Genomic DNA, 19,446 nt, shown 5'->3' on the forward strand with positions numbered 1-19,446 from the left:
TTAGTACTGCCATTATAGAGGAAATATTTGGACTTGTAATGCAAGAAGGTCATTATTTGTCGAGATTAGGAGAAATGTACCGGTAAAGGTTTACTAATTTACCATAACGGGTAGGAACTTCTAGGAGACATTGTTATACTATTCACTTACGCACTATTATACGAGCTTTAAAGCAGAAAGGAATTTCTTATGAAGAAAACAACAAGTGTATTTTGGTGGGGAATCGGAATTGTGGTAGCTTTCCTAATTTGGGGCAGCATTCCGGAATCTGTACTTCCCAATGGAAATACAGCAAATGTAACTAATACCATTCAAACCTTCCTTATTGATCAGTTTGGCTGGTTCTACTTGATTGCTACTACAATTTTCCTCGGTTTCGCATTTTTCCTCATGTTCTCCAAATACGGGAAAATCACATTAGGCAAACCTGATGACAAACCAGAGTACAGCTACATATCTTGGTTTGCTATGCTATTTAGTGCAGGTATGGGTATTGGCTTGGTATTCTGGGGAGCTTCCGAACCACTCAACCATTTCAATAATCCTCCGACGATCGTAGACGATGCACAGACTGCTGAAGCCGGTACAACTGCCCTTTCTTATAGCTTCTTCCACTGGGGACTGCATCCTTGGGCCACTTATGCAATACTTGCGTTGGCAATTGCTTATTTCACCTTCCGCAAACAATCCAAAGGTGGCGTAATTAGTGCCATTTTGGAACCAATCTTCGGTGAACGCGTTTATGGTCCGCTCGGTAAAGTAATCGATATTATAGCAGTATTTGCTACTATATTTGGAGTAGCCACTTCACTCGGCTTAGGTGCCATTCAAATTAGCGGTGGTATATCTTACCTATTTGAAGGTATAGAACCAACTTTCGGAACTGAATTGCTTATTATCGTAATAGTTACTGTTCTATTCTTAGGATCAGCACTGACGGGCTTGGATAGAGGAATTAAGATTCTGAGTAATGCTAACATAGTGTTTGCAGTTCTTCTTATGCTTGCTGTACTGTTTATCGGCCCTACTAATTTTATTCTCAGTTCCTTTGTTACATCATTGGGACAATATGTCCAGCACCTCCCAGAGTGGAGTTTGCGCCTGACACCTTATGAGCAGGATAATTCTTGGATAGGAGATTGGACACTATTCTATTGGGCATGGTGGATTGCATGGGCTCCATTCGTTGCAACCTTCATCGCCAGAGTATCAAGAGGTCGGACTATAAGAGAGTTTGTTACTGGGGTTCTGCTTGTTCCAACAATATTTGGAGCAATTTGGTTTGCTGTATTCGGCGCGACAGGAATTCATATGGAATACTTCCAGAATATCGATATATTCGGTGACATCTCAGCGCTTGGAGAAGAAGTAGGATTGTTCGCAATGCTATCACAGCTTCCAGGAGGATTAGTTCTTTCCGTTCTGGCATTGCTGCTTATTGCCACATTCTTTATCACTTCTGCAGACTCAGCTACTTTCGTATTAGGTATGCAGACAACAAATGGTGACTTGAACCCTTCCAAGACAGTTAAATTGATTTGGGGCTTAATTCAGTCCGCAACAGCTGCGATTTTGCTATGGGTTGGTGGTGCAGACGGACTGGGTGCACTTCAGACGGCTTCCATCATTGCAGCCTTCCCATTTGCCATTATACTGATCTTGGTAGTTGTATCCTTAATCATCACCCTTAAAAAGGAAGCAAAACGACTGAATTTAGATAATAAAACAGAATCAAAAGTGAAAAAGACAGGAGATTAATTCTCCTGTCTTTTTCTTTTTTGCAGGACTTCCATAAAATTTTATCGAAGGATATTCTGTAAAAGAGGTGATGTTATGGAACAAATTCAAGCGTCTATCATCCAAGCAAGAGGAGGTGCATATAACATAGGAAAGAAAACAGCTGATGTTTATGCTGATAATCCTATTCTCCAGCATTTCAGCCAGCTTTCTTATCAAAAAAATGATTATGAAGAAATAAAAGCTTTGTTTTCGGATTATGCTCCCCATTTAATAGATGAACTGCAGGGTTTGGCAGATGGCTTGAATATGACGCTGCAGGAAGCAGCTGTACAATTCAGTGGTTATAATATGCCAAGACCCCATGCTCTTGGCTGTTCCGCTTATGTGGATCAGTACCACTACGTGCGCAATTATGATTTTAGTCCTACCCTTTACGATCATTGCCTTAGCTTTATAGCGCCAAACGAGGCTTATGGATCAATTGGATATAACCTTCAGCTAATAGGCCGACACGATGGAGTAAACGAAAAAGGGTTGGCGATAGGCCTTCACTTTGTCAGTAATGCAGGATACCGAAAAGGCTTGTCTGCCTGGACTGTTATTAGGATTGCACTTGATACATGTGAAACGACTCAGGAAGTAATTGACTTATTCAAAGAACTGCCCCATGCAGCTTGCTATAATTTCTCAGTTGGGGATGCCAAAGGGGAACATGCTGTCATAGAAGTCACTCCTGAGAAAATTTGTGTCCGTTCTTCCACAACAGGCTTGAATTGTGTTAACCACTTTCTGCACGGCGAATTAGAAGTTTTTAATCGACAAGATATGACGAGTTCCGCTAAACGAGATACATTCCTTCTCCATACAGATACGTCCACAATGACACAGGAACAATTATTTGATTTATTTTCTGATGCTGCTTCTCCCCTCTTCTTTGATGATTATGATAAACTGTTCGGTACTTTACACAGCTTCGCTTATTCTTTTCAAACCAAACAATTGATAACAGCCCTAGCGCGAGGTAATCGGGTAGAGCTAAATATAGAGGATTGGTTTGCAGGCAGGGATTTAAGCATCGATACATTATATGGAGAAATAAAAAAAGAGCCTATCCCCGAGGGATAGGCTCTCTTATATTATTTTACGATATGGATTGGTGTACCGATTGCAACTTCAGCAGCTTCCATAGTGATCTCACCAAGAGATGGGTGAGCATGGATTGTAAGTGCAATATCTTCAGCTGTAATTCCAGATTCAACAGCAAGGCCAAGCTCAGCAATCATATCGCTCGCATTTGGACCAGCGATTTGAGCGCCAAGGATAACACCGTCTTCTTCACGAGTGATTAGTTTCATGAAACCATCACTGTCGTTAAGAGATAGCGCACGACCATTTGCAGCAAATGGGAATTTAGAAGCTTTTACTTTGTAGCCAGCATCTTTAGCCGACTGTTCTGTATGACCTACAGAAGCAAGTTCAGGCTCAGAGAAGACTACCATCGGAATACCATTGTAATCGATAGCAGATGGTTTGCCGCTGATTGCTTCCGCAGCAATCTTACCTTCGTAAGAAGCTTTGTGTGCAAGTGGCGGGCCTTCTACGATATCACCGATTGCATAAATGTTTTCGATGTTTGTACGGCATTGCTCATCGATTTCGATAAGTCCGCGGTCAGTCATCTTGATACCTACTCCTTCCAAACCAAGTTCGGAAGTATTAGGGCGACGACCAACTGTAACAAGTACATAATCAGCATCGATAGTTTCTTCTTTACCTTTTGCTTCATACGTTACTTTTACGCCGTCAGCTGTTTCTTCAACGCCTTTAGCCATTGCTTCTGTAACGATGTTAACGCCTTTTTTCTTAAGTCTGCGGGAAACAAGGGAAGTCATTTGTTTCTCGAAGCCGCCAAGGATGTCTTTCAATCCTTCAAGGACAGTAACTTCTGTACCGAAGTTAGCATAAGCAGTACCAAGCTCGATTCCTACGTAACCGCCGCCGATAACAACAAGTTTCTTAGGAATTTCTTTCAGGTTAAGTGCACCAGTTGAATCTAGTACGCGATCAGAGTATTTGAAGCTTGGAAGCTCGATCGGTGTAGAACCAGTTGCAATGATACAGTTGTTGAAAGTGTAAGTCTGAGAGCTCTTCTCATCCATTACTTTAACAGTGTTTTTGTCTACGAAGTAAACTTCACCGCTTACAACGTCTACTTTGTTGCCTTTCAATAGACTGCCAACACCGGAAGTAAGCTTGTTTACAACACTAGCTTTCCAATCCTGTACTTTGGAGAAGTCTACTTTTGCACCTTCAGTAGAGATACCAAGATCTGCATCACCATGAGCGTATTCCGCTTTGTGGCCCGCTTGGATCAATGCTTTGGAAGGAATACAGCCGACGTTCAAACAAACACCGCCAAGGTTTCCTTTTTCTACTACTGTTACTTTTTGACCTTCTTGTGCAGCGCGGATGGCAGCTACATAGCCGCCAGGTCCCGCACCTACCACAAGAGTATCTAATTCGATTGGGAAGTCTCCTACTACCATTTCTTATCCCTCCATCATGATTAGTTGTGGATCAGCCAATAGACGTTTCAAGTGGTTCATTGCTGTTTGAGCAGTTGCACCATCAACGATTCTATGGTCGAAGCTTAGAGAAAGTGCAAGCACTGGAGCTGCAACGATCTCGCCGTCTTTAACGATTGCTTTTTCAGCAATACGTCCAACACCTAGGATAGCTGCTTCAGGGTAGTTGATTACCGGAGTGAACCACTGACCGCCTGCAGAACCGATGTTAGAGATAGTGCTGGAAGCACCTTTCATTTCATTCGGAGCAAGTTTTCCATCACGCGCTTTAACAGCAAGCTCGTTGATTTCCTGGGAAATAGTAAAGATGGATTTGCGATCCGCATTTTTCACAACTGGTACAAGAAGACCTTTTTCAGTGTCAGCTGCAATACCGATGTTGTAATAATGTTTTGTAACGATCTCGTCTGTCGCATCGTCGATGGAAGAGTTCAAGATCGGGAAGTTTTTCAATACAGAAACAAGCGCTTTGGCAACGTATGGAAGATACGTTAGCTTGATTTCTTTTTCAGCTGCAACAGCTTTGAATTTCTTACGATGAGCAACAAGCTCAGTTACATCTACTTCATCCATCAGTGTAACGTGAGGAGCTGTAGTTTTAGAAGTAACCATCGCCTTAGCGATTGCACGACGGATACCGCTCATTTTCTCTCTGGATTCAGGGTATTCATCACCAGAAACAACTGGAGCAGATTGTTTTTGTTCAGCAGCAGGCTCTTGAGCAGCTTCAGCTTGTGGTGCAGCTTTCGCAGCGCCGCCGTTTTTGAAGCTGTCGATATCTTCAGCTAGTACACGGCCGCCTTTACCAGAACCAGATACTTGTTTGATGTCTACGCCTTGCTCACGAGCATATTTGCGTACAGAAGGCATTGCGATGATTAGATCGCCAGATGGAGCTTCGCCAGCTTCAGCTTTAGGGCCTTCTTCTTTGATCTTTTCAACAGTTTCGTTGGATTCCGTACCATTAGCTTGGATGGAAGTCTGTTCCTGCTCAGCTGGAGCCGGAGCATCTCCGCCAGCAGCATCGCCAGCTTCGCCATCGAATGTGATAAGTGTATCACCAACGATTGCTACTTCACCTTCGCCTACAGAGATCTTGCTTACTGTACCCTCGTAAGGAGATGGGATTTCAACTACTGCTTTATCGTTTTGGACTTCGCAAAGTACGTCGTCCTCTGCTACTGTGTCGCCTTCTTTGACGAACCATTTTACGATTTCACCTTCGTGAATACCTTCACCGATATCCGGCATTTTGAATTCGAAAGCCAAAATAATTACCTCCTGATTCTGCTTTTAGAAATTGATTACTTCGTTCGCTTTTTCAACGATGTCGTTATGGTTTGGAAGCCATACTTCTTCTGCTTGTGAGAAAGCAAATACAGTATCCGGTGCTGCAACACGCATAACTGGTGCTTCAAGATGAAGGATAGCGCGCTCTTGGATCTCAGAGATCAAGTGAGCAGCGATACCAGCTTGACGCTGTGCTTCCTGCACAACTACAACACGGCCAGTTTTCTTAACAGATGCAAGAACTGTATCAAGATCGATCGGGCTTACAGTACGCAAGTCGATTACTTCAGCAGATACATTGTTTTTCTCAAGTTCTTCTGCAGCTTTCAAAGAAGCTTGAACCATTGCGCCATAAGCGATCAATGTTACATCAGTACCTTCACGTTTAACAGCAGCTTTACCGATTTCAACTGTGTATTCCTCTTCAGGAACCTCTTCACGGAATGAACGGTAAAGTTTCATGTGCTCAAGGTAGATAACTGGATCGTTATCGCGGATCGCAGAGATCAAAAGACCTTTTGCATCATAAGGGTTGGATGGGATAACAACTTTAAGACCAGGCTGTTGTGCCATAAGTCCTTCAAGGGAATCCGCGTGCAGTTCAGGAGTATGCACACCGCCGCCGAATGGCGCACGGATTGTAACAGGAGCGTTTTGCGTGCCGCCGGAACGGTAGCGCAAACGAGCCAATTGTCCGCTGATTGCATCCATAACTTCGTATACGAAGCCAAAGAACTGGATTTCAGGTACTGGACGGAAGCCTTCGATCGCAAGACCTACAGCCATACCGCCGATTGCAGATTCTGCAAGTGGTGTATCGAATACGCGGTCCTCGCCGAATTCAGCTTGCAGACCTTCAGTAGCACGGAATACGCCGCCGTTTTTACCAACGTCTTCCCCGAAGACCATAACGTTTTCGTCATTCTTCAGTTCCGTACGGAGAGCATCAGTGATTGCTTGGATCATTGTCATTTGTGCCATGACTTACTTCGACTCCTTTTCTTTGTACACTTCCAATTGTTCTTCAAGGTTAGAAGGAAGTACTTCGTACATGTTGTTGATCAAGTCGGATACTTTCATTTTCGGATAGTTATCCGCATCTTTGATCGCAGCTTTGATTTCTTCTTTCGCTTGATCGATCACTTTGTTTTCTTCTTCTTCTGACCATAGGCCTTTTGCTTCCAAGTACTTGCGGAAACGTACCAATGGATCTTGTCTTTCCCACTCAGTATCCATTTCTTCTGTACGGTAGCGAGTTGGGTCATCACCAGCCATTGTGTGCGGGCCGTAACGGTAAGTAAGTGTTTCGATCAAAGTAGGACCTTCACCGTTGATCGCACGCTCACGAGCTTGTTTTGTAGCCGCATATACAGCAAGTACGTCCATGCCATCTACTTGGATTCCAGGAATACCAACTGCAACTGCTTTTTGTGCCAACGTTTTTGCTTTCGTCTGTTTCTCACGAGGAACAGAGATAGCAAAGTGGTTGTTTTGTACAACGAAGATAGCAGGTGCATCATAAACAGCTGCAAAGTTCATACCTTCGTAGAAGTCTCCCTCAGAAGTACCGCCGTCACCTGTGTAAGTGATCGCAACGGATTTCTTGCCGCGGCGTTTCATACCTAACGCAACACCAGCTGCTTGTGTGTACTGAGCACCGATGATGATCTGCGGGCTAAGCGCGTTCACACCTTCAGGGAATTGGTTACCATGGAAGTGACCACGGGAAAATAGGAATGCCTGGTAAAGCGGAAGACCGTGCCAGATAAGCTGTGGTACATCACGGTATCCAGGTAGGATGAAGTCCTCTTTCTCCAATGCAAAGTGCGTTCCAAGCTGGGACGCTTCCTGACCTGCTGTAGGAGCGTAGAATCCTAATCTACCTTGTCTATTCAATGCGATGGAGCGCTGATCAAGAATGCGCGTGTATACCATTCTGTGCATTAATTCCTTCAATTCTTCATCTGACAAATCCGGCAAAGCTTCTTCGTTTACAACTTCGCCATCTTCGTTAAGGATTTGAAACATTTCAAACTGCTCTTCAATACCTTCTAGCGTACGTTTCAAAGCTAGTCACCTATCCTTCCTAGAACTATATTTACTGTAATAGCCTTTCCAAAAACACTGGAAGTACCACAATAGTTTACTGTACCCGCTGCATCCCCTCTTTTAACCGGTTACAACTGAAGTACACAAAACTGTTACATAAATCATGATAACAAATAGTGATACAATTCATGTCCTGTTATAGTTTAGCTTATCTTGCCGGAAAACGTCAACAACTTAGATTAGATATTGCCAATAATTTATGAAAACGGTATTAAAGAAATCTTCACAATTCTCCAATTCCCATCTGTACTACACAATATTTTAACACTGTATCAGTACAATTAAAAAAACCCTCTTCTCACACTGAGAAAAGGGTTATTACTTATCCGTTCTCTACATTCAGACCTGCGGCTTCATAGAACTGCTGTTTTTGTTCATTGAATGCTTCTGTCTGTGTATTGAACTCTTCATTAGCTGATTTGATTTTTTCATAACCGGCATTGATCTTTTCGATCTGACTTGTTAATTCATCCTGCGTAATATCATCTTGCTGGAACATTTCATATAAGGCGTTATCTTCTTCCAACGCTTTTGCATATGCTTCATGAAGCTGGTCATATGCACTGTAACGCTTCTCCATCGTATCGTAAAGTGTTTGGGCCTTCTGCTTTGCATCATCGCTTTCCAGCTCATTGATGATAGGATCCACTTCTTTGAACTCAGCTTCTGCCTCATCCAAGCTTTCTTTTTCTTTCGCAAGCGCATCTTTACGCTGCCCGATCAAGTCGATCGCTTCCTGGGATTTACTTTTTATTTGATCCAGTTCATCCGTACCCAGCTGTAAAATCTCATTGTATAAGTCCTGTTCTTTCTTTTCCAAATCTGTCAAAGACTCTTGCTGTTCGACATATCCTGATTCAAGGGACACAGTTTCTTCCAAATGATTATAAACTTGTTCCTCTGGCGATGCATTGTTACATGCAGTGAGTCCCACAGCGCTCCCCATCAGGAGTATGCCTAATCCTAGCTTGCGCAAAACGTATCCTCCTCTGCCATGTTTCCCACAGCTTCTATGTATTCTCCTACATTGTATACTAAACAGAAAATTCGTTAAAGAAATACGATAAACGAATCTCTAAACCGATTCTGGTGTCAGCGGGACATTCTTGTGATACACTATAGAACGGAAAAGTAACAGCGCAAGGAGTGATCAGCATGATTACCATGGAAGATATTATCCGCGAAGGCAATCCGATTCTTGAACAAGTTGCACAAGACGTGGAACTGCCTGCATCGGAAGAAGATAAACAGACATTGACAGATATGCTTGAATACTTGAAAAACAGCCAAGATGAGGATATTGCGACAAAATATGACCTTCGCCCCGGCGTAGGTCTTGCTGCACCGCAAATCGGCATTTCCAAACGTATGATAGCCGTCTATTTCGAAGATCCTAACGGCACCTTCTATGAATACGGTCTTTTTAATCCGAAAATCGTCAGTCATTCTGTCGAAAGTACGTATTTGATGAGCGGAGAAGGCTGCCTGTCGGTTGACCGCGAAGTTCCAGGTTATGTACCTCGCTATTCCCGGATTACAGTCAAGGCTGTCACATTGGAAGGCAAAGAGGTCAAACTTCGCTTGAAGGGCTATGCAGCCGTTGTCTTCCAGCATGAAATCGATCATTTAAACGGAACGATGTTCTATGATCGTATCAATAAAGAGGATCCTTTCGCACAACCGGATAACTCCAAACCGATTGAATTATAAAAAATGCGCACTCTTTAAGAGTGCGCATTTTTTTTTATATCAACCCAGCCTCTTTCAGACCAAGCGCAAGGCCGTCTTCATCCACATGAACAGTTTGGATGTCTGCCAGTTCCTTCAATTCCGGTACAGCATTTCCCATCACAATTCCCGTACCTGCGAATTCGATCATCTCCAAATCATTCAGTCCATCTCCGCATGCATAGCTTGATTCCGCAGAAAGACCGGCTGCTTCCAGCAGTTTCATGACCCCGATCTTCTTGGAACCATCTCCAGGCAGGACGTCGCTGGAGAGCGGATGCCATCGGATGAATCGAACATGCTCATGGTGAGCCGCATAATCTTCCAGTTCATGCTCTTCACAAAACAGGAGTGCTTGATAAATCGGCTCATGGTGGAAATAGTCTTTATCAATTTCCGGATATGTAAAACCAAGAGATGCCAGACTGTCGCGCACAAAGTTATTGTCAGTTTCCGATGCTTTCATGATGGTATCCCCCATAAACACCATTGCGTGCTCTTTCTGGGACGCTTCATTATATAAATGCAGCAGATACTCACGTTTAATCGGATTGCGATGGATGACTTCCCCTTCGAAGACGACGTACTGACCGTTATAGCTTACAAATGAGGTAATACCAAGCTCTTTTCGGATATCTTCAAACATGAATGGAGCCCGCCCCGTCGCAATTGCAACATAATGACCATTATCCTTCAGTGCCTGGACAGCTTCTTTTGTTGCCTCGGGGATTTCACCCTTTGTGTTCAAAATAGTGCCATCGATATCCAGGAATACGATTCTTTTGTCCATAGTACATCCTCCTCCTAGTCTTCCTGCCCTTGCATCTTTCTTCTCTACTTCTTATAATCGAGTATAAGTTATGCAGGTTCGTCGAAAAATATCTTTACATGAATCCCAAGAGAAAACAACCATCCCTTCCTTTTATCGGCAGTTTTTTTGAAAGTATGCTGTGTTTTTGTTTTCATCTTAGCGTTTTCATACTATACTGTTAAGTAAGAGGGATTGGACGGGTAAACGTTTTTTCTTGCTTTTCTGCGAAACGAAAGGAGTTGCTTCGTGTGCTCAAGCGTTTGAAGGAAAAGTTAAAGAAACGGTGGAAAGATTTATTTGGCCAAAAACGACGAGTGCCTACTACGTGCGGACAAGATCTAACTGAATAGCAATACGTCAGCAATTCGGTATTATAAAGACTTGCTCCGTTCGTTATGGATATAAAGCAATTGTCAACCATAAGAATAGGAGAGATAAATATGGTATTCAAAGTATTTTATCAGGAAAACCCTTCCGAGATTCCTGTACGTGAACGCTCTAAAAGCTTGTACATGGAAGCGGAAAGTATAAGACAGGTACGTAACACACTAGCAGATCGTGACATCAACATCGAGTTCATCCAGCCGCTCGATGAAGCACATCTTGCATATGAGAAGCAATCCGAAGACTTCAAATTGGAGCAAGCGAAATGAAATTCGTAAAAAATGACCAAACAGCTGTTTTTGCCATTGGCGGACTCGGAGAAATCGGCAAAAACATGTATGGGGTCCAATTCCAGGATGAAATCATCATTATCGATGCAGGAATCAAGTTCCCTGAGGACGAGCTTCTTGGTATCGACTACGTTATTCCGGATTTCACTTACATCGTACAAAATCAGGATAAAGTCAAAGGCTTGTTCATCACACATGGTCACGAAGACCACATCGGCGGCGTACCTTACCTCTTGAAAGAAGTGAACATTCCGATTTATGCAGGGAAACTTGCGATGGGGATGATCAAAAATAAATTGGATGAGCATGGTCTATTGCGTAATGCCAAGCTTAACATTTACGGAGAAGATGACATCATTAAGTTCAGAAAGACTTCTGTCAGCTTCTTCCGTACAACACACAGTATCCCGGAATCGTTCGGTGTAGTCGTCAAGACCCCTCCAGGCAACATCGTGCATACCGGTGACTTCAAATTTGATTTCACTCCGGTCGGACAGCCAGCTGACATAGCAAAAATGGCTGAAATCGGCAAAGAAGGCGTACTTTGCTTACTATCCGACTCAACTAACAGTGAAGTACCAGGGTTCACGATGTCCGAACGCGTTGTCGGTGAAAGTATCAGCGATATTTTCAGACGCGTTGACGGCCGCTTGATATTTGCTACTTTCGCATCCAACATTCACCGGTTGCAGCAAGTAATCGATTCAGCTGTGAAAACAGGACGTAAAGTAGCCATCTTCGGAAGAAGTATGGAAACAAATATCAACCTGGGTATCGAACTTGGATTCATCAATGCACCAAAGGAAACATTCATTGATTCGCATCAGATCAATCGCCTTCCAGCGAATGAAGTTGTTATTCTATGTACTGGTTCTCAAGGTGAACCAATGGCTGCACTTTCCCGTATCGCTAATGGAACACATCGCCAGATTCAGATTCAGCCTGGTGATTCGGTTGTCTTCTCGTCTTCACCGATTCCGGGTAACGCGATTAGTGTAAGCCGTATTATCAACATGCTGTATCGCGCAGGAGCGGACGTTATTCATGGAGCATTAAACAACATCCATACTTCCGGTCACGGCAGTCAAGAAGAACAGAAGCTGATGCTCCGTTTGATGAATCCGAAATACTTCATGCCAATCCACGGGGAATACCGTATGCTTGTAGAGCATATGAAACTTGGTAAGCTTACTGGTATCAGCGAAGAGAATTCATTCATCATGGATAACGGGGATGTCCTCGCATTAGGTAAAGATAGTGCTGCCATTGCAGGCAAGATTCCATCTGGTTCTATCTATGTGGACGGCAGCGGTATTGGGGATATCGGTAATATCGTATTACGTGATCGCCGCATCCTTTCCGAAGAAGGACTTGTCATTGTTGTTGTAAGCATCAATATGAAAGAATTCCGCATTGCTTCAGGTCCGGATATCATTTCCCGCGGTTTCGTATACATGCGTGAATCAGAAGACCTTATCAACGAGGCACAAAAAATCGTTTCTGCCCATCTGAATAAAGTGATGGAAAGAAAAACAACACAGTGGTCTGAAATCAAAAATGAAATTACAGATACAATCGCGCCGTTCTTGTTCGAAAAAACAAAACGCCGTCCTATGGTACTTCCAATCATCATGGAAGTATGATAAAAAGCCTGAGCTTATCGCTCAGGCTTTTCTTATTTCAATAAACGTTTGACTGACTCCTTCATATTCGGGAGCTCTATTTTCCCGGTAGAGAAGAACTCTTTGATTAGATATTCTGTATACTTCACAGCCTGCTGATAGGATATCTTCCCTGGCAGAGGCGCCATATCCTCAATCACTACATCAATTATCGCAGGCTTATCAGAGAGGAATGCTTGCTTGATGCTTGTTTCCAAGTCTTCGAATTTTTCAACCCGGTAGCCCTCTCCTCCGCAGGATTGAGCGAATTGAGCAAAATTCATTTCTCCCATATCAATTCCATAGTTGGATGAACCAATCGTCGCCTGTTCAAATTTGATCAAGCCAAGCTGACTGTTATTCAGGACAATCACTTTCACTGGCAGATCGTATTTTACCGCGGTGACAAAGTCCTGCATATTCATACTAAAGCCGCCGTCACCGCATATGGCTATTGCTTGCTTTTCTGGATATGCCATCTTCGCTGCAATTGCACCCGGAAGTCCGCAGCCCATCGTAGCAAGTCGCCCCGATACAATGAAATCCTGTTGTGTCAATGGCAGATATCGTGTAGTCCAAACAGTTACATTTCCTACATCGGATGAAATGACAGCATCTTTTTCCATATTCTTTTCTAACGCATAAATAATTTGTGGAGGCTGAATTGGCGATTCTTCTCTTTTCTTTTGCATTTGAAGCTGTGTATGCCATTCTTTCATCTTGTCTTGATATTTTTCGATGTAATCCATTTCAAACTTTTCCTCTGTGACTCTTGTCAGTTCCTCCAATACTTCTTTGGCATCCCCCGGTAAACCAACTTCCACAGGATAAATACTTCCGATAGCGCTCGCTTTGTTATCAATTTGAATTGCTGGCAAGTTATCCGGCAGGAACGAACGATAAGGGAAGCTGGTACCGACAAGCAGCAGCAAATCTGCTTCATTAATGGCCTCATAGGAAGGAGTTGTTCCGATCTGTCCATGCTGCCCCAAGCAATAGCTGTGATGGTCAGGTATGATACCTTTAGCAAGGAGGCTTAAAATAATCGGCGATTTTATATGCTCAGCAAATGTCAGGAGCTCCGTACGGGCATGCTTCGCCCCTTTTCCTGCTAAGATAATTGGTTTTTTCGCTTGATTGATCAGCTTTACTGCTTCCTCAAGATCCTGCTTAGCAGGAGCAATTCTTGGCTTGGCGTAATTAGCTGACGTTTTACCCGGCTTTTCTGGATGCTTCTCAGCGAACAGATCATCTGAAACCACAAGCACGCTGACACCTGAATTGGCATATGCTTCCCGGATGGCTTGATTCAAAAGATCTGGAAGTTGTTCGAATGATTCCGCTCTTTCATTGAATACAGCCACGTCTTCAAACATTTGCTCCAGTTTAACTTCCTGGAAAGCACCGGTTCCCAGCTCATTGCTAGGTACTTGTCCAACTATGGCAAGAACAGGTGCTTTATCTTCCCGCGCATCATATAAACCGTTCAGCAAGTGCACTGCCCCTGGTCCTGCAATCGATAGACAGACACCGAGCTTACCGGTAAGCTTCGCATAGGCAGCAGCAGCAAGGGCACCTGCTTCTTCATGACGAACTTGAATGAATTTCAGTTCCTCCTCTTTCTTATGTAAATCACTGATGAATTCATTTACCGAATCGCCGGGTATCCCGTAAATGTGGTCTACACCCCAATCGACTAACTGATCAGCAAGTACTGCTCCGGTTCTTCTTTCAAACATAATAACATCTCCCGTTTCAAATTTTTCCTCCTAATGTATGTAACCTTTTTTGTACATAAAAAAACCCAAACAGCCGAACTGTTTGGGTTCTGTTATCAATCTTCCGCCAAGGAGCGCTCAAAGCGTGCCAAGTCCCGGTCTGCCCCGATGACAATCAAAACGTCCTCAGAATCGAGTTCTGCATCCGGGGAAGGGCTCACATTTATCTCATTAGCTTGTTTGATGGCAACTACGTTACACCCATAGGCAGCCCGGATATCAAGCTCTATCAAGGATCTGCCAGCCATCTTCTTACCGGCACGCACCTCCACGATGCTATGCTCGTCACTAAGTTCCAAGTAATCGAGGATATTATTACTGATAATCTTATGGGCAATCCTTCTCCCCATATCACGCTCCGGATGGACGACGTGATCGGCGCCTATTTTACTCAATACTTTTTCATGGTAATCATTTTGGGCTTTGACAGTTATTTTCTTGATGCCGAGTTCCTTCAGCATAAGTGTTGTCAGGATACTTGCTTGGATATTCTCACCGATTGCTACAATCACGTGCTCAATATTGCGGATTCCCAGCTCTTTTAATACCTGTTCATCCGTTGTATCCGCGATAACAGCATGAGAAGCGATATTACGGAATTCATTTACTTTATCCTCTTCGATATCAATCGCCAGCACATTGAATCCTTCCCGGCTCAATTCCATACAGATGCTGCCACCGAAGCGGCCTAATCCAATAACTGCAAATTCTCTCTTCATAGTACTTCCTCCACTATTCCATAAACTAATCCTAGTCTATCACAAACAGTCAAGGTTGTATTATTTCTTTCCTTTTACATACTCTGCATCAAACAGGAACATACGCATGACGAGAATCAGTGAAGGAATCAGCATGAGCAAGCCTCCTCCGAAAGCAAGCAGAAGAGCCGTGCCCATTTCCGGAAGTGTAGCGTCAGCTGCAACTTGGATTTGATCATACAGAATATATGGCATATGACCGATGCCATAGCCTAAAAGAGCAAAGAAGAATTGCAGCATCACACAAATGAATGAGAGGCCATAGTTTCTTTCTTTGTAAATGAAATAGACTGCAACTAGGAAAAATAGAACCGATAAGCCGAACATCCACCATAAATCGAGCATGTTATTATAATGCTCCGGATTTTGTCTGCTGATTGCGATGAACGCCGTTAGACTGGCAATAATCTGCGGTGCAGACCAGAAAAGGGCATATGAACGCAATATTTTCCGTGCTGGTTCATCGCCTGCTTTATTCGCATAATAAGTCAGGAAGTTGGCGCTGATATACAGTACAGAGACGATGGCCAGGAATACGACCGCCCATGAGAATGGGTTTGTAAGCAGTTCTGTATAGCGCAAATGGATACTGCCACCCTCCTCGCGTAAAAAGCCTCCTTCTGATATCGTCAATCCTGTTGAGATGGCAGCTGGTATCAGTAAACCGCTGGCCCCATAAAGAAATGTGTACAGCAAGCTGCTGCGTGAGCCGTAATTCTCAAAGGCATAAAACGAACCTCTTATACCAATCAAGACGAGAATGATCGATCCTGGTATAAGCATGGCAGATCCGTAATAATATCCAGCATCCGGAAAGAAGCCAGCCAATCCGTAATAGAAGAAGATAAAGAACACGTTCGTAATCTCCCAGACAGGAGATAGATAGCGGGCAATCAGACGGTTTAAGATATGGTCTTTCTTTGTCTGCTTGGCATAGTAAGCAAAGAAGCCGGCCCCAAAATCAATCGATGCGATGATCAGATAGGCAAACAGGAAAAACCATAAGGCTGAAAGCCCAAGTACTTCATAGCTCATCGCTGATCACCTCCAAATAACGTATCTGGAAACCGTTGTTCCCATTCTTTCTGAATTGGATTTTTCTTATAAAGTCGGACCAATATCAGTGTGACGAATGTTCCTAGCAGTACGTATAAAACAAGGAACATGGCAAACGCATAATGCACATAAGGCGATGATACGGCCCCTTCTGCAACTCGCAAGTACCCGCGCATGATCCAAGGCTGCCGCCCGACCTCTGCATAAATCCAACCGAACTCCAGGGCAAGCAAAGCAAATGGAGCATTCACTACAATGGCCCGCAAAACCCACTTATTGTACTGATCTCTCTTCTTCCAGAACATGAACAAAAGGAAAAGCATGCTGATCATAATGCTGTATGCTCCTAGAGTGACCATTAAATCAAACATATAATGGATCCACAAAGGAGGTATCAGATCTGCATCCACTCTGTCCAAGCCTATGACCTCACTGTTGAAATCACCAAAAGACAAGAAGCTCAGAATCTTCGGCAGATGGATCGCACCTTTGATTTCATTGTCTTCTGTCAACCTTCCAAATAGGATCAGGTCTGCGCCCTTCTCCGTTTCAAAGTGCCATTCAGCTGCTGCCAGCTTTTCGGGCTGATAAGTGGCTAGAAACTTAGCGGATGTATCCCCAGCAATGGCAGTGAATATAGAAAACACCAAAGTTACAATCATCGTCAGCTTTAAAGCTTTCTTATAATATTTGTTATTGCCGTATTTCAAGATGAAGAATGCTGTGATGGCAGCAAGAATCGCAGCGCTGGTCATATACGAAGAAGTCAGCACATGAAACACCTTAGATGGTGTTGCCGGATTCCAGATTGCTTTCAGCGGCTCGACCGACATGATCGTCCTGCCTTCGAGCGTAAATCCCTGCGGCGTATTCATGAAGGCATTCACACTAGTGATGAACACTGCACTCATACCGCCGCCGATGATGACTGGCAGTGAAAGATACCAATGCGTATATCGTCCTTTGAAACGGTCCCACGTGTAAATATAAGCACCAAGAAAAATAGCTTCAAAGAAGAATGCAAAAGTTTCCATAAATAAAGGCAGACTGATGACATGGCCTGCTATTTGCATGAATGTCGGCCACAGAAGAAACAGCTGCAAACCAATTGCCGTACCAGTAACTACTCCGACAGCTACAATAATGACAAATCCCCTCGTCCATCGTCTTGCGAGCAAAATATAACTCGGATCTCGCTTCCGGATACCGACATATTCGGCAGCACTGATCAATAATGGAACACCAACACCGATTGTCGCGAAGATAATATGGAAGACGAGCGTCATTGAAGTAAGCATACGGGCTAAAATGACACTATCATATGCGAACAATGTGAATCCCCTGCTTTCTGTAATGGTTATCGCTCCTCTTGTTATGCCCAGAGAAATGAAATTTACCCAAAAGAAAGAGCGTATCTCCGGGGAGATACGCTCTTTATTTAATTTTCATCTGATTGGAATTGGGTTTTAACCAATTCGTAATACTTGCCTCTCGCATTCATCAATTTTTCATGATTGCCTTGTTCCAAAATACGACCTTGTTCCAGGACAATGATGTTATCTGCTTCCCTTATTGTAGAAAGTCGATGGGCAATCATAATAGCTGTTCGCCCTTGCAGCAAGGTTTTCAAAGCATGCTGTATTTTCAGCTCCGTTTCCGTATCAATGCTGGCTGTTGCTTCATCAAGGATGATGATGCGCGGATCAGCAAGCATCGTGCGAGCAAAAGACAGAAGCTGCCTTTCTCCTGCTGACAGAATGTTGCCCCGTTCCTCCACTTCCGTTTCGTATCCATCCGCCAACCGCTGGATAAAGTCATCCGCACCTACAATACGCGCCGCTTCCTTCACTTGACCGTCCGTTGCCCCTGGGTTACCAAAGCGGATATTTTCCATGATCGTGCCGGAAAAGACGAATGTATCCTGCAAGACCACACTGATTTGCAGTCTAACATCTTGCAGCCTCACATCTCGTAAATCCTCACCGTCTATTTTCACAGCCCCTGCAGTAGGATCATAAAATCTGCTGATCAAATTAGCGATAGTCGATTTTCCGGAACCTGTATGACCGACCAGCGCAACCGTCTGCCCCGCTTCCATATGCAAATCGATTTCATGAAGTGCAATTCGATCAGAGTTGTAAGCAAACACAACCTTTTCGAAACGTATATCTCCTCTTATGTTCGGAAAAGGCTTTGCATCCTTCCGGCTTTCCACATTCGGTTCTTCGTCCAGAAACTCGAATATACGCTCGGAAGATGCCATCGCTACAAGCAGCTGATTATAGATTTGACCCAGGCGGGAAATCGGCTCCCAGAACATTCCCAAGAAGAAAGCAAAGGTAACGAAAGTACCAATCTCAATTTGGTCTGACAAAATCAAATGAGCCCCATATGCGATCAGGATAACAGTACCAATAGCGTTGCTCATCTCCACGAAAGGACCAAAATACGCGCTCTTTTTTGTAGCAATTCGTTCACTTTCGAAATTATCCCGGTTAAGTGCTTCGAAATAATCTGTATTTTCCGGCTCCTGGGCATAAGATTGTGTCACACGAATACCTTGTATCGCCTCATTCAAATGCGAATTCATACGTGATTTTTGCATCCTCACTTGCTGCCAGGAACGCCTGATGCTTTTTCTGAGCTTCGTTGAGATGAAGAACATGAGCGGCAGAATAATAAGAACTGCTACTGCCAGCTTAGGACTTAGGACAAACAAGATAGCTATGATACCGATCAGCATAACAGAATCGGTCAGCAGGTTTATGATTCCGTTTGTGAACAGCTCTTGTAAGGAGTTGATGTCATTGAGAACTCGAACAAGAATGGATCCGGCAGAACGGGTATCAAAAAAACGATGCGACAGATGCTGGATATGACTGAACAGCTTCTTCCGTAGATCGTAAATCACATGCTGCCCGAGAATGTTTACCCACTTGATTCGCAATATATTAGCCACATAATTGAGTACGTATAAGAGCCCGATACCAACTACGAGATAGATCAGGGAACGGGTGTCACCGGACGCGATAGCCATATCGATTGCCACTTTACCGATTAGAATCGGAATAAGCAATCGGATTAGTGTGGACAGCAGCATCGTAACAATGGATCCTGGCAGCAGCGTTTTGCTGTAAGGTTTCATAAATCCAAGCAAACGCCTGATCTGAGCCCAGTCGAAAGGCTTTTCCATCGCTTGATCCTGTGAATAATGAAATCTGTTTGTATGCTTTTTCTTATATTGCAGGTTTTCCAT

At 43.7% G+C, this 19,446-nt stretch carries 16 protein-coding genes; 5 read left to right on the forward strand and 11 right to left on the reverse strand.

What is annotated here, in order from left to right; all coding sequences use genetic code 11:
* Positions 1–189: 189 nt before the first annotated feature.
* Entirely contained in the window at positions 190–1,758 is a 1,569-nt protein-coding gene (locus SFC25_RS12725; protein ID WP_411215639.1) for a glycine betaine uptake BCCT transporter, read from the forward strand.
* 75 nt (positions 1,759–1,833) lie between these two features.
* The gene (locus SFC25_RS12730; RefSeq protein WP_411215640.1) at positions 1,834–2,865 is read left to right on the forward strand and encodes a C45 family autoproteolytic acyltransferase/hydrolase; all 1,032 of its coding nucleotides are present in this window, start codon (positions 1,834–1,836) and stop codon (positions 2,863–2,865) included.
* Between the two features lie 11 nt (positions 2,866–2,876).
* Here SFC25_RS12730 and lpdA read toward each other — a convergent pair whose 3' ends face one another.
* From lpdA to SFC25_RS12755, 5 genes are all read right to left on the reverse strand, one after another.
* Positions 2,877–4,286, reverse strand: coding sequence for a dihydrolipoyl dehydrogenase (gene lpdA / locus SFC25_RS12735; protein WP_374075694.1), 1,410 nt, complete (start codon positions 4,284–4,286; stop codon positions 2,877–2,879).
* 3 nt (positions 4,287–4,289) lie between these two features.
* Positions 4,290–5,594, reverse strand: a complete 1,305-nt coding sequence (locus SFC25_RS12740) for a dihydrolipoamide acetyltransferase family protein (protein WP_095222985.1) — start codon at positions 5,592–5,594, stop codon at positions 4,290–4,292.
* Between the two features lie 24 nt (positions 5,595–5,618).
* Entirely contained in the window at positions 5,619–6,596 is a 978-nt protein-coding gene (locus SFC25_RS12745; RefSeq protein WP_095222984.1) for an alpha-ketoacid dehydrogenase subunit beta, read from the reverse strand.
* Positions 6,597–6,599: 3 nt separating this feature from the next.
* Complete coding sequence (pdhA, locus tag SFC25_RS12750; RefSeq protein ID WP_411215865.1) at positions 6,600–7,643, reverse strand: pyruvate dehydrogenase (acetyl-transferring) E1 component subunit alpha; 1,044 nt, start codon at positions 7,641–7,643, stop codon at positions 6,600–6,602.
* A 403-nt stretch (positions 7,644–8,046) separates the two neighbouring features.
* A complete protein-coding gene (locus SFC25_RS12755) occupies positions 8,047–8,700 on the reverse strand; it encodes a YkyA family protein (RefSeq protein WP_411215641.1) in 654 nt (217 codons plus the stop codon).
* A gap of 179 nt (positions 8,701–8,879) precedes the next feature.
* Here SFC25_RS12755 and def point away from each other — a divergent pair, with 179 nt between their 5' ends.
* Positions 8,880–9,434, forward strand: coding sequence for a peptide deformylase (gene def / locus SFC25_RS12760; RefSeq protein ID WP_411215642.1), 555 nt, complete (start codon positions 8,880–8,882; stop codon positions 9,432–9,434).
* A 34-nt stretch (positions 9,435–9,468) separates the two neighbouring features.
* Here def and SFC25_RS12765 read toward each other — a convergent pair whose 3' ends face one another.
* On the reverse strand, positions 9,469–10,242 hold the full coding sequence (locus SFC25_RS12765) for a Cof-type HAD-IIB family hydrolase (protein WP_411215643.1): 774 nt from the start codon (positions 10,240–10,242) through the stop codon (positions 9,469–9,471).
* Between the two features lie 461 nt (positions 10,243–10,703).
* On the opposite strand from SFC25_RS12765, the gene SFC25_RS12770 reads away from it, so the two are divergent.
* Positions 10,704–10,916, forward strand: a complete 213-nt coding sequence (locus tag SFC25_RS12770; RefSeq protein ID WP_367543185.1) for a DNA-dependent RNA polymerase subunit epsilon — start codon at positions 10,704–10,706, stop codon at positions 10,914–10,916.
* Entirely contained in the window at positions 10,913–12,580 is a 1,668-nt protein-coding gene (rnjA, locus tag SFC25_RS12775; RefSeq protein ID WP_411215644.1) for a ribonuclease J1, read from the forward strand. The genes SFC25_RS12770 and rnjA overlap by 4 nt, the downstream gene beginning before the upstream one ends.
* 32 nt (positions 12,581–12,612) lie before the next feature.
* On the opposite strand, the gene SFC25_RS12780 is transcribed toward rnjA, so the two are convergent.
* The 5 genes from SFC25_RS12780 to SFC25_RS12800 form a co-directional block, all read right to left on the reverse strand.
* A complete protein-coding gene (locus SFC25_RS12780; RefSeq protein ID WP_411215645.1) occupies positions 12,613–14,337 on the reverse strand; it encodes a pyruvate oxidase in 1,725 nt (574 codons plus the stop codon).
* 95 nt (positions 14,338–14,432) lie between these two features.
* Positions 14,433–15,095, reverse strand: a complete 663-nt coding sequence (locus SFC25_RS12785) for a potassium channel family protein (protein ID WP_411215646.1) — start codon at positions 15,093–15,095, stop codon at positions 14,433–14,435.
* Positions 15,096–15,155: 60 nt separating this feature from the next.
* The gene (locus SFC25_RS12790; protein ID WP_411215647.1) at positions 15,156–16,169 is read right to left on the reverse strand and encodes a cytochrome d ubiquinol oxidase subunit II; all 1,014 of its coding nucleotides are present in this window, start codon (positions 16,167–16,169) and stop codon (positions 15,156–15,158) included.
* Positions 16,166–17,521 (reverse strand): cytochrome ubiquinol oxidase subunit I, encoded by a 1,356-nt coding sequence (locus tag SFC25_RS12795; RefSeq protein WP_411215648.1) that lies wholly within the window; start codon positions 17,519–17,521, stop codon positions 16,166–16,168. The genes SFC25_RS12790 and SFC25_RS12795 overlap by 4 nt, the downstream gene beginning before the upstream one ends.
* Before the next feature lie 107 nt (positions 17,522–17,628).
* A complete protein-coding gene (locus SFC25_RS12800) occupies positions 17,629–19,446 on the reverse strand; it encodes an ABC transporter ATP-binding protein (RefSeq protein ID WP_411215649.1) in 1,818 nt (605 codons plus the stop codon).

This window comes from Terribacillus saccharophilus (genome assembly GCF_046592595.1).
Taxonomy (GTDB): Bacteria; Bacillota; Bacilli; order Bacillales; family Amphibacillaceae; genus Terribacillus; species Terribacillus saccharophilus_C.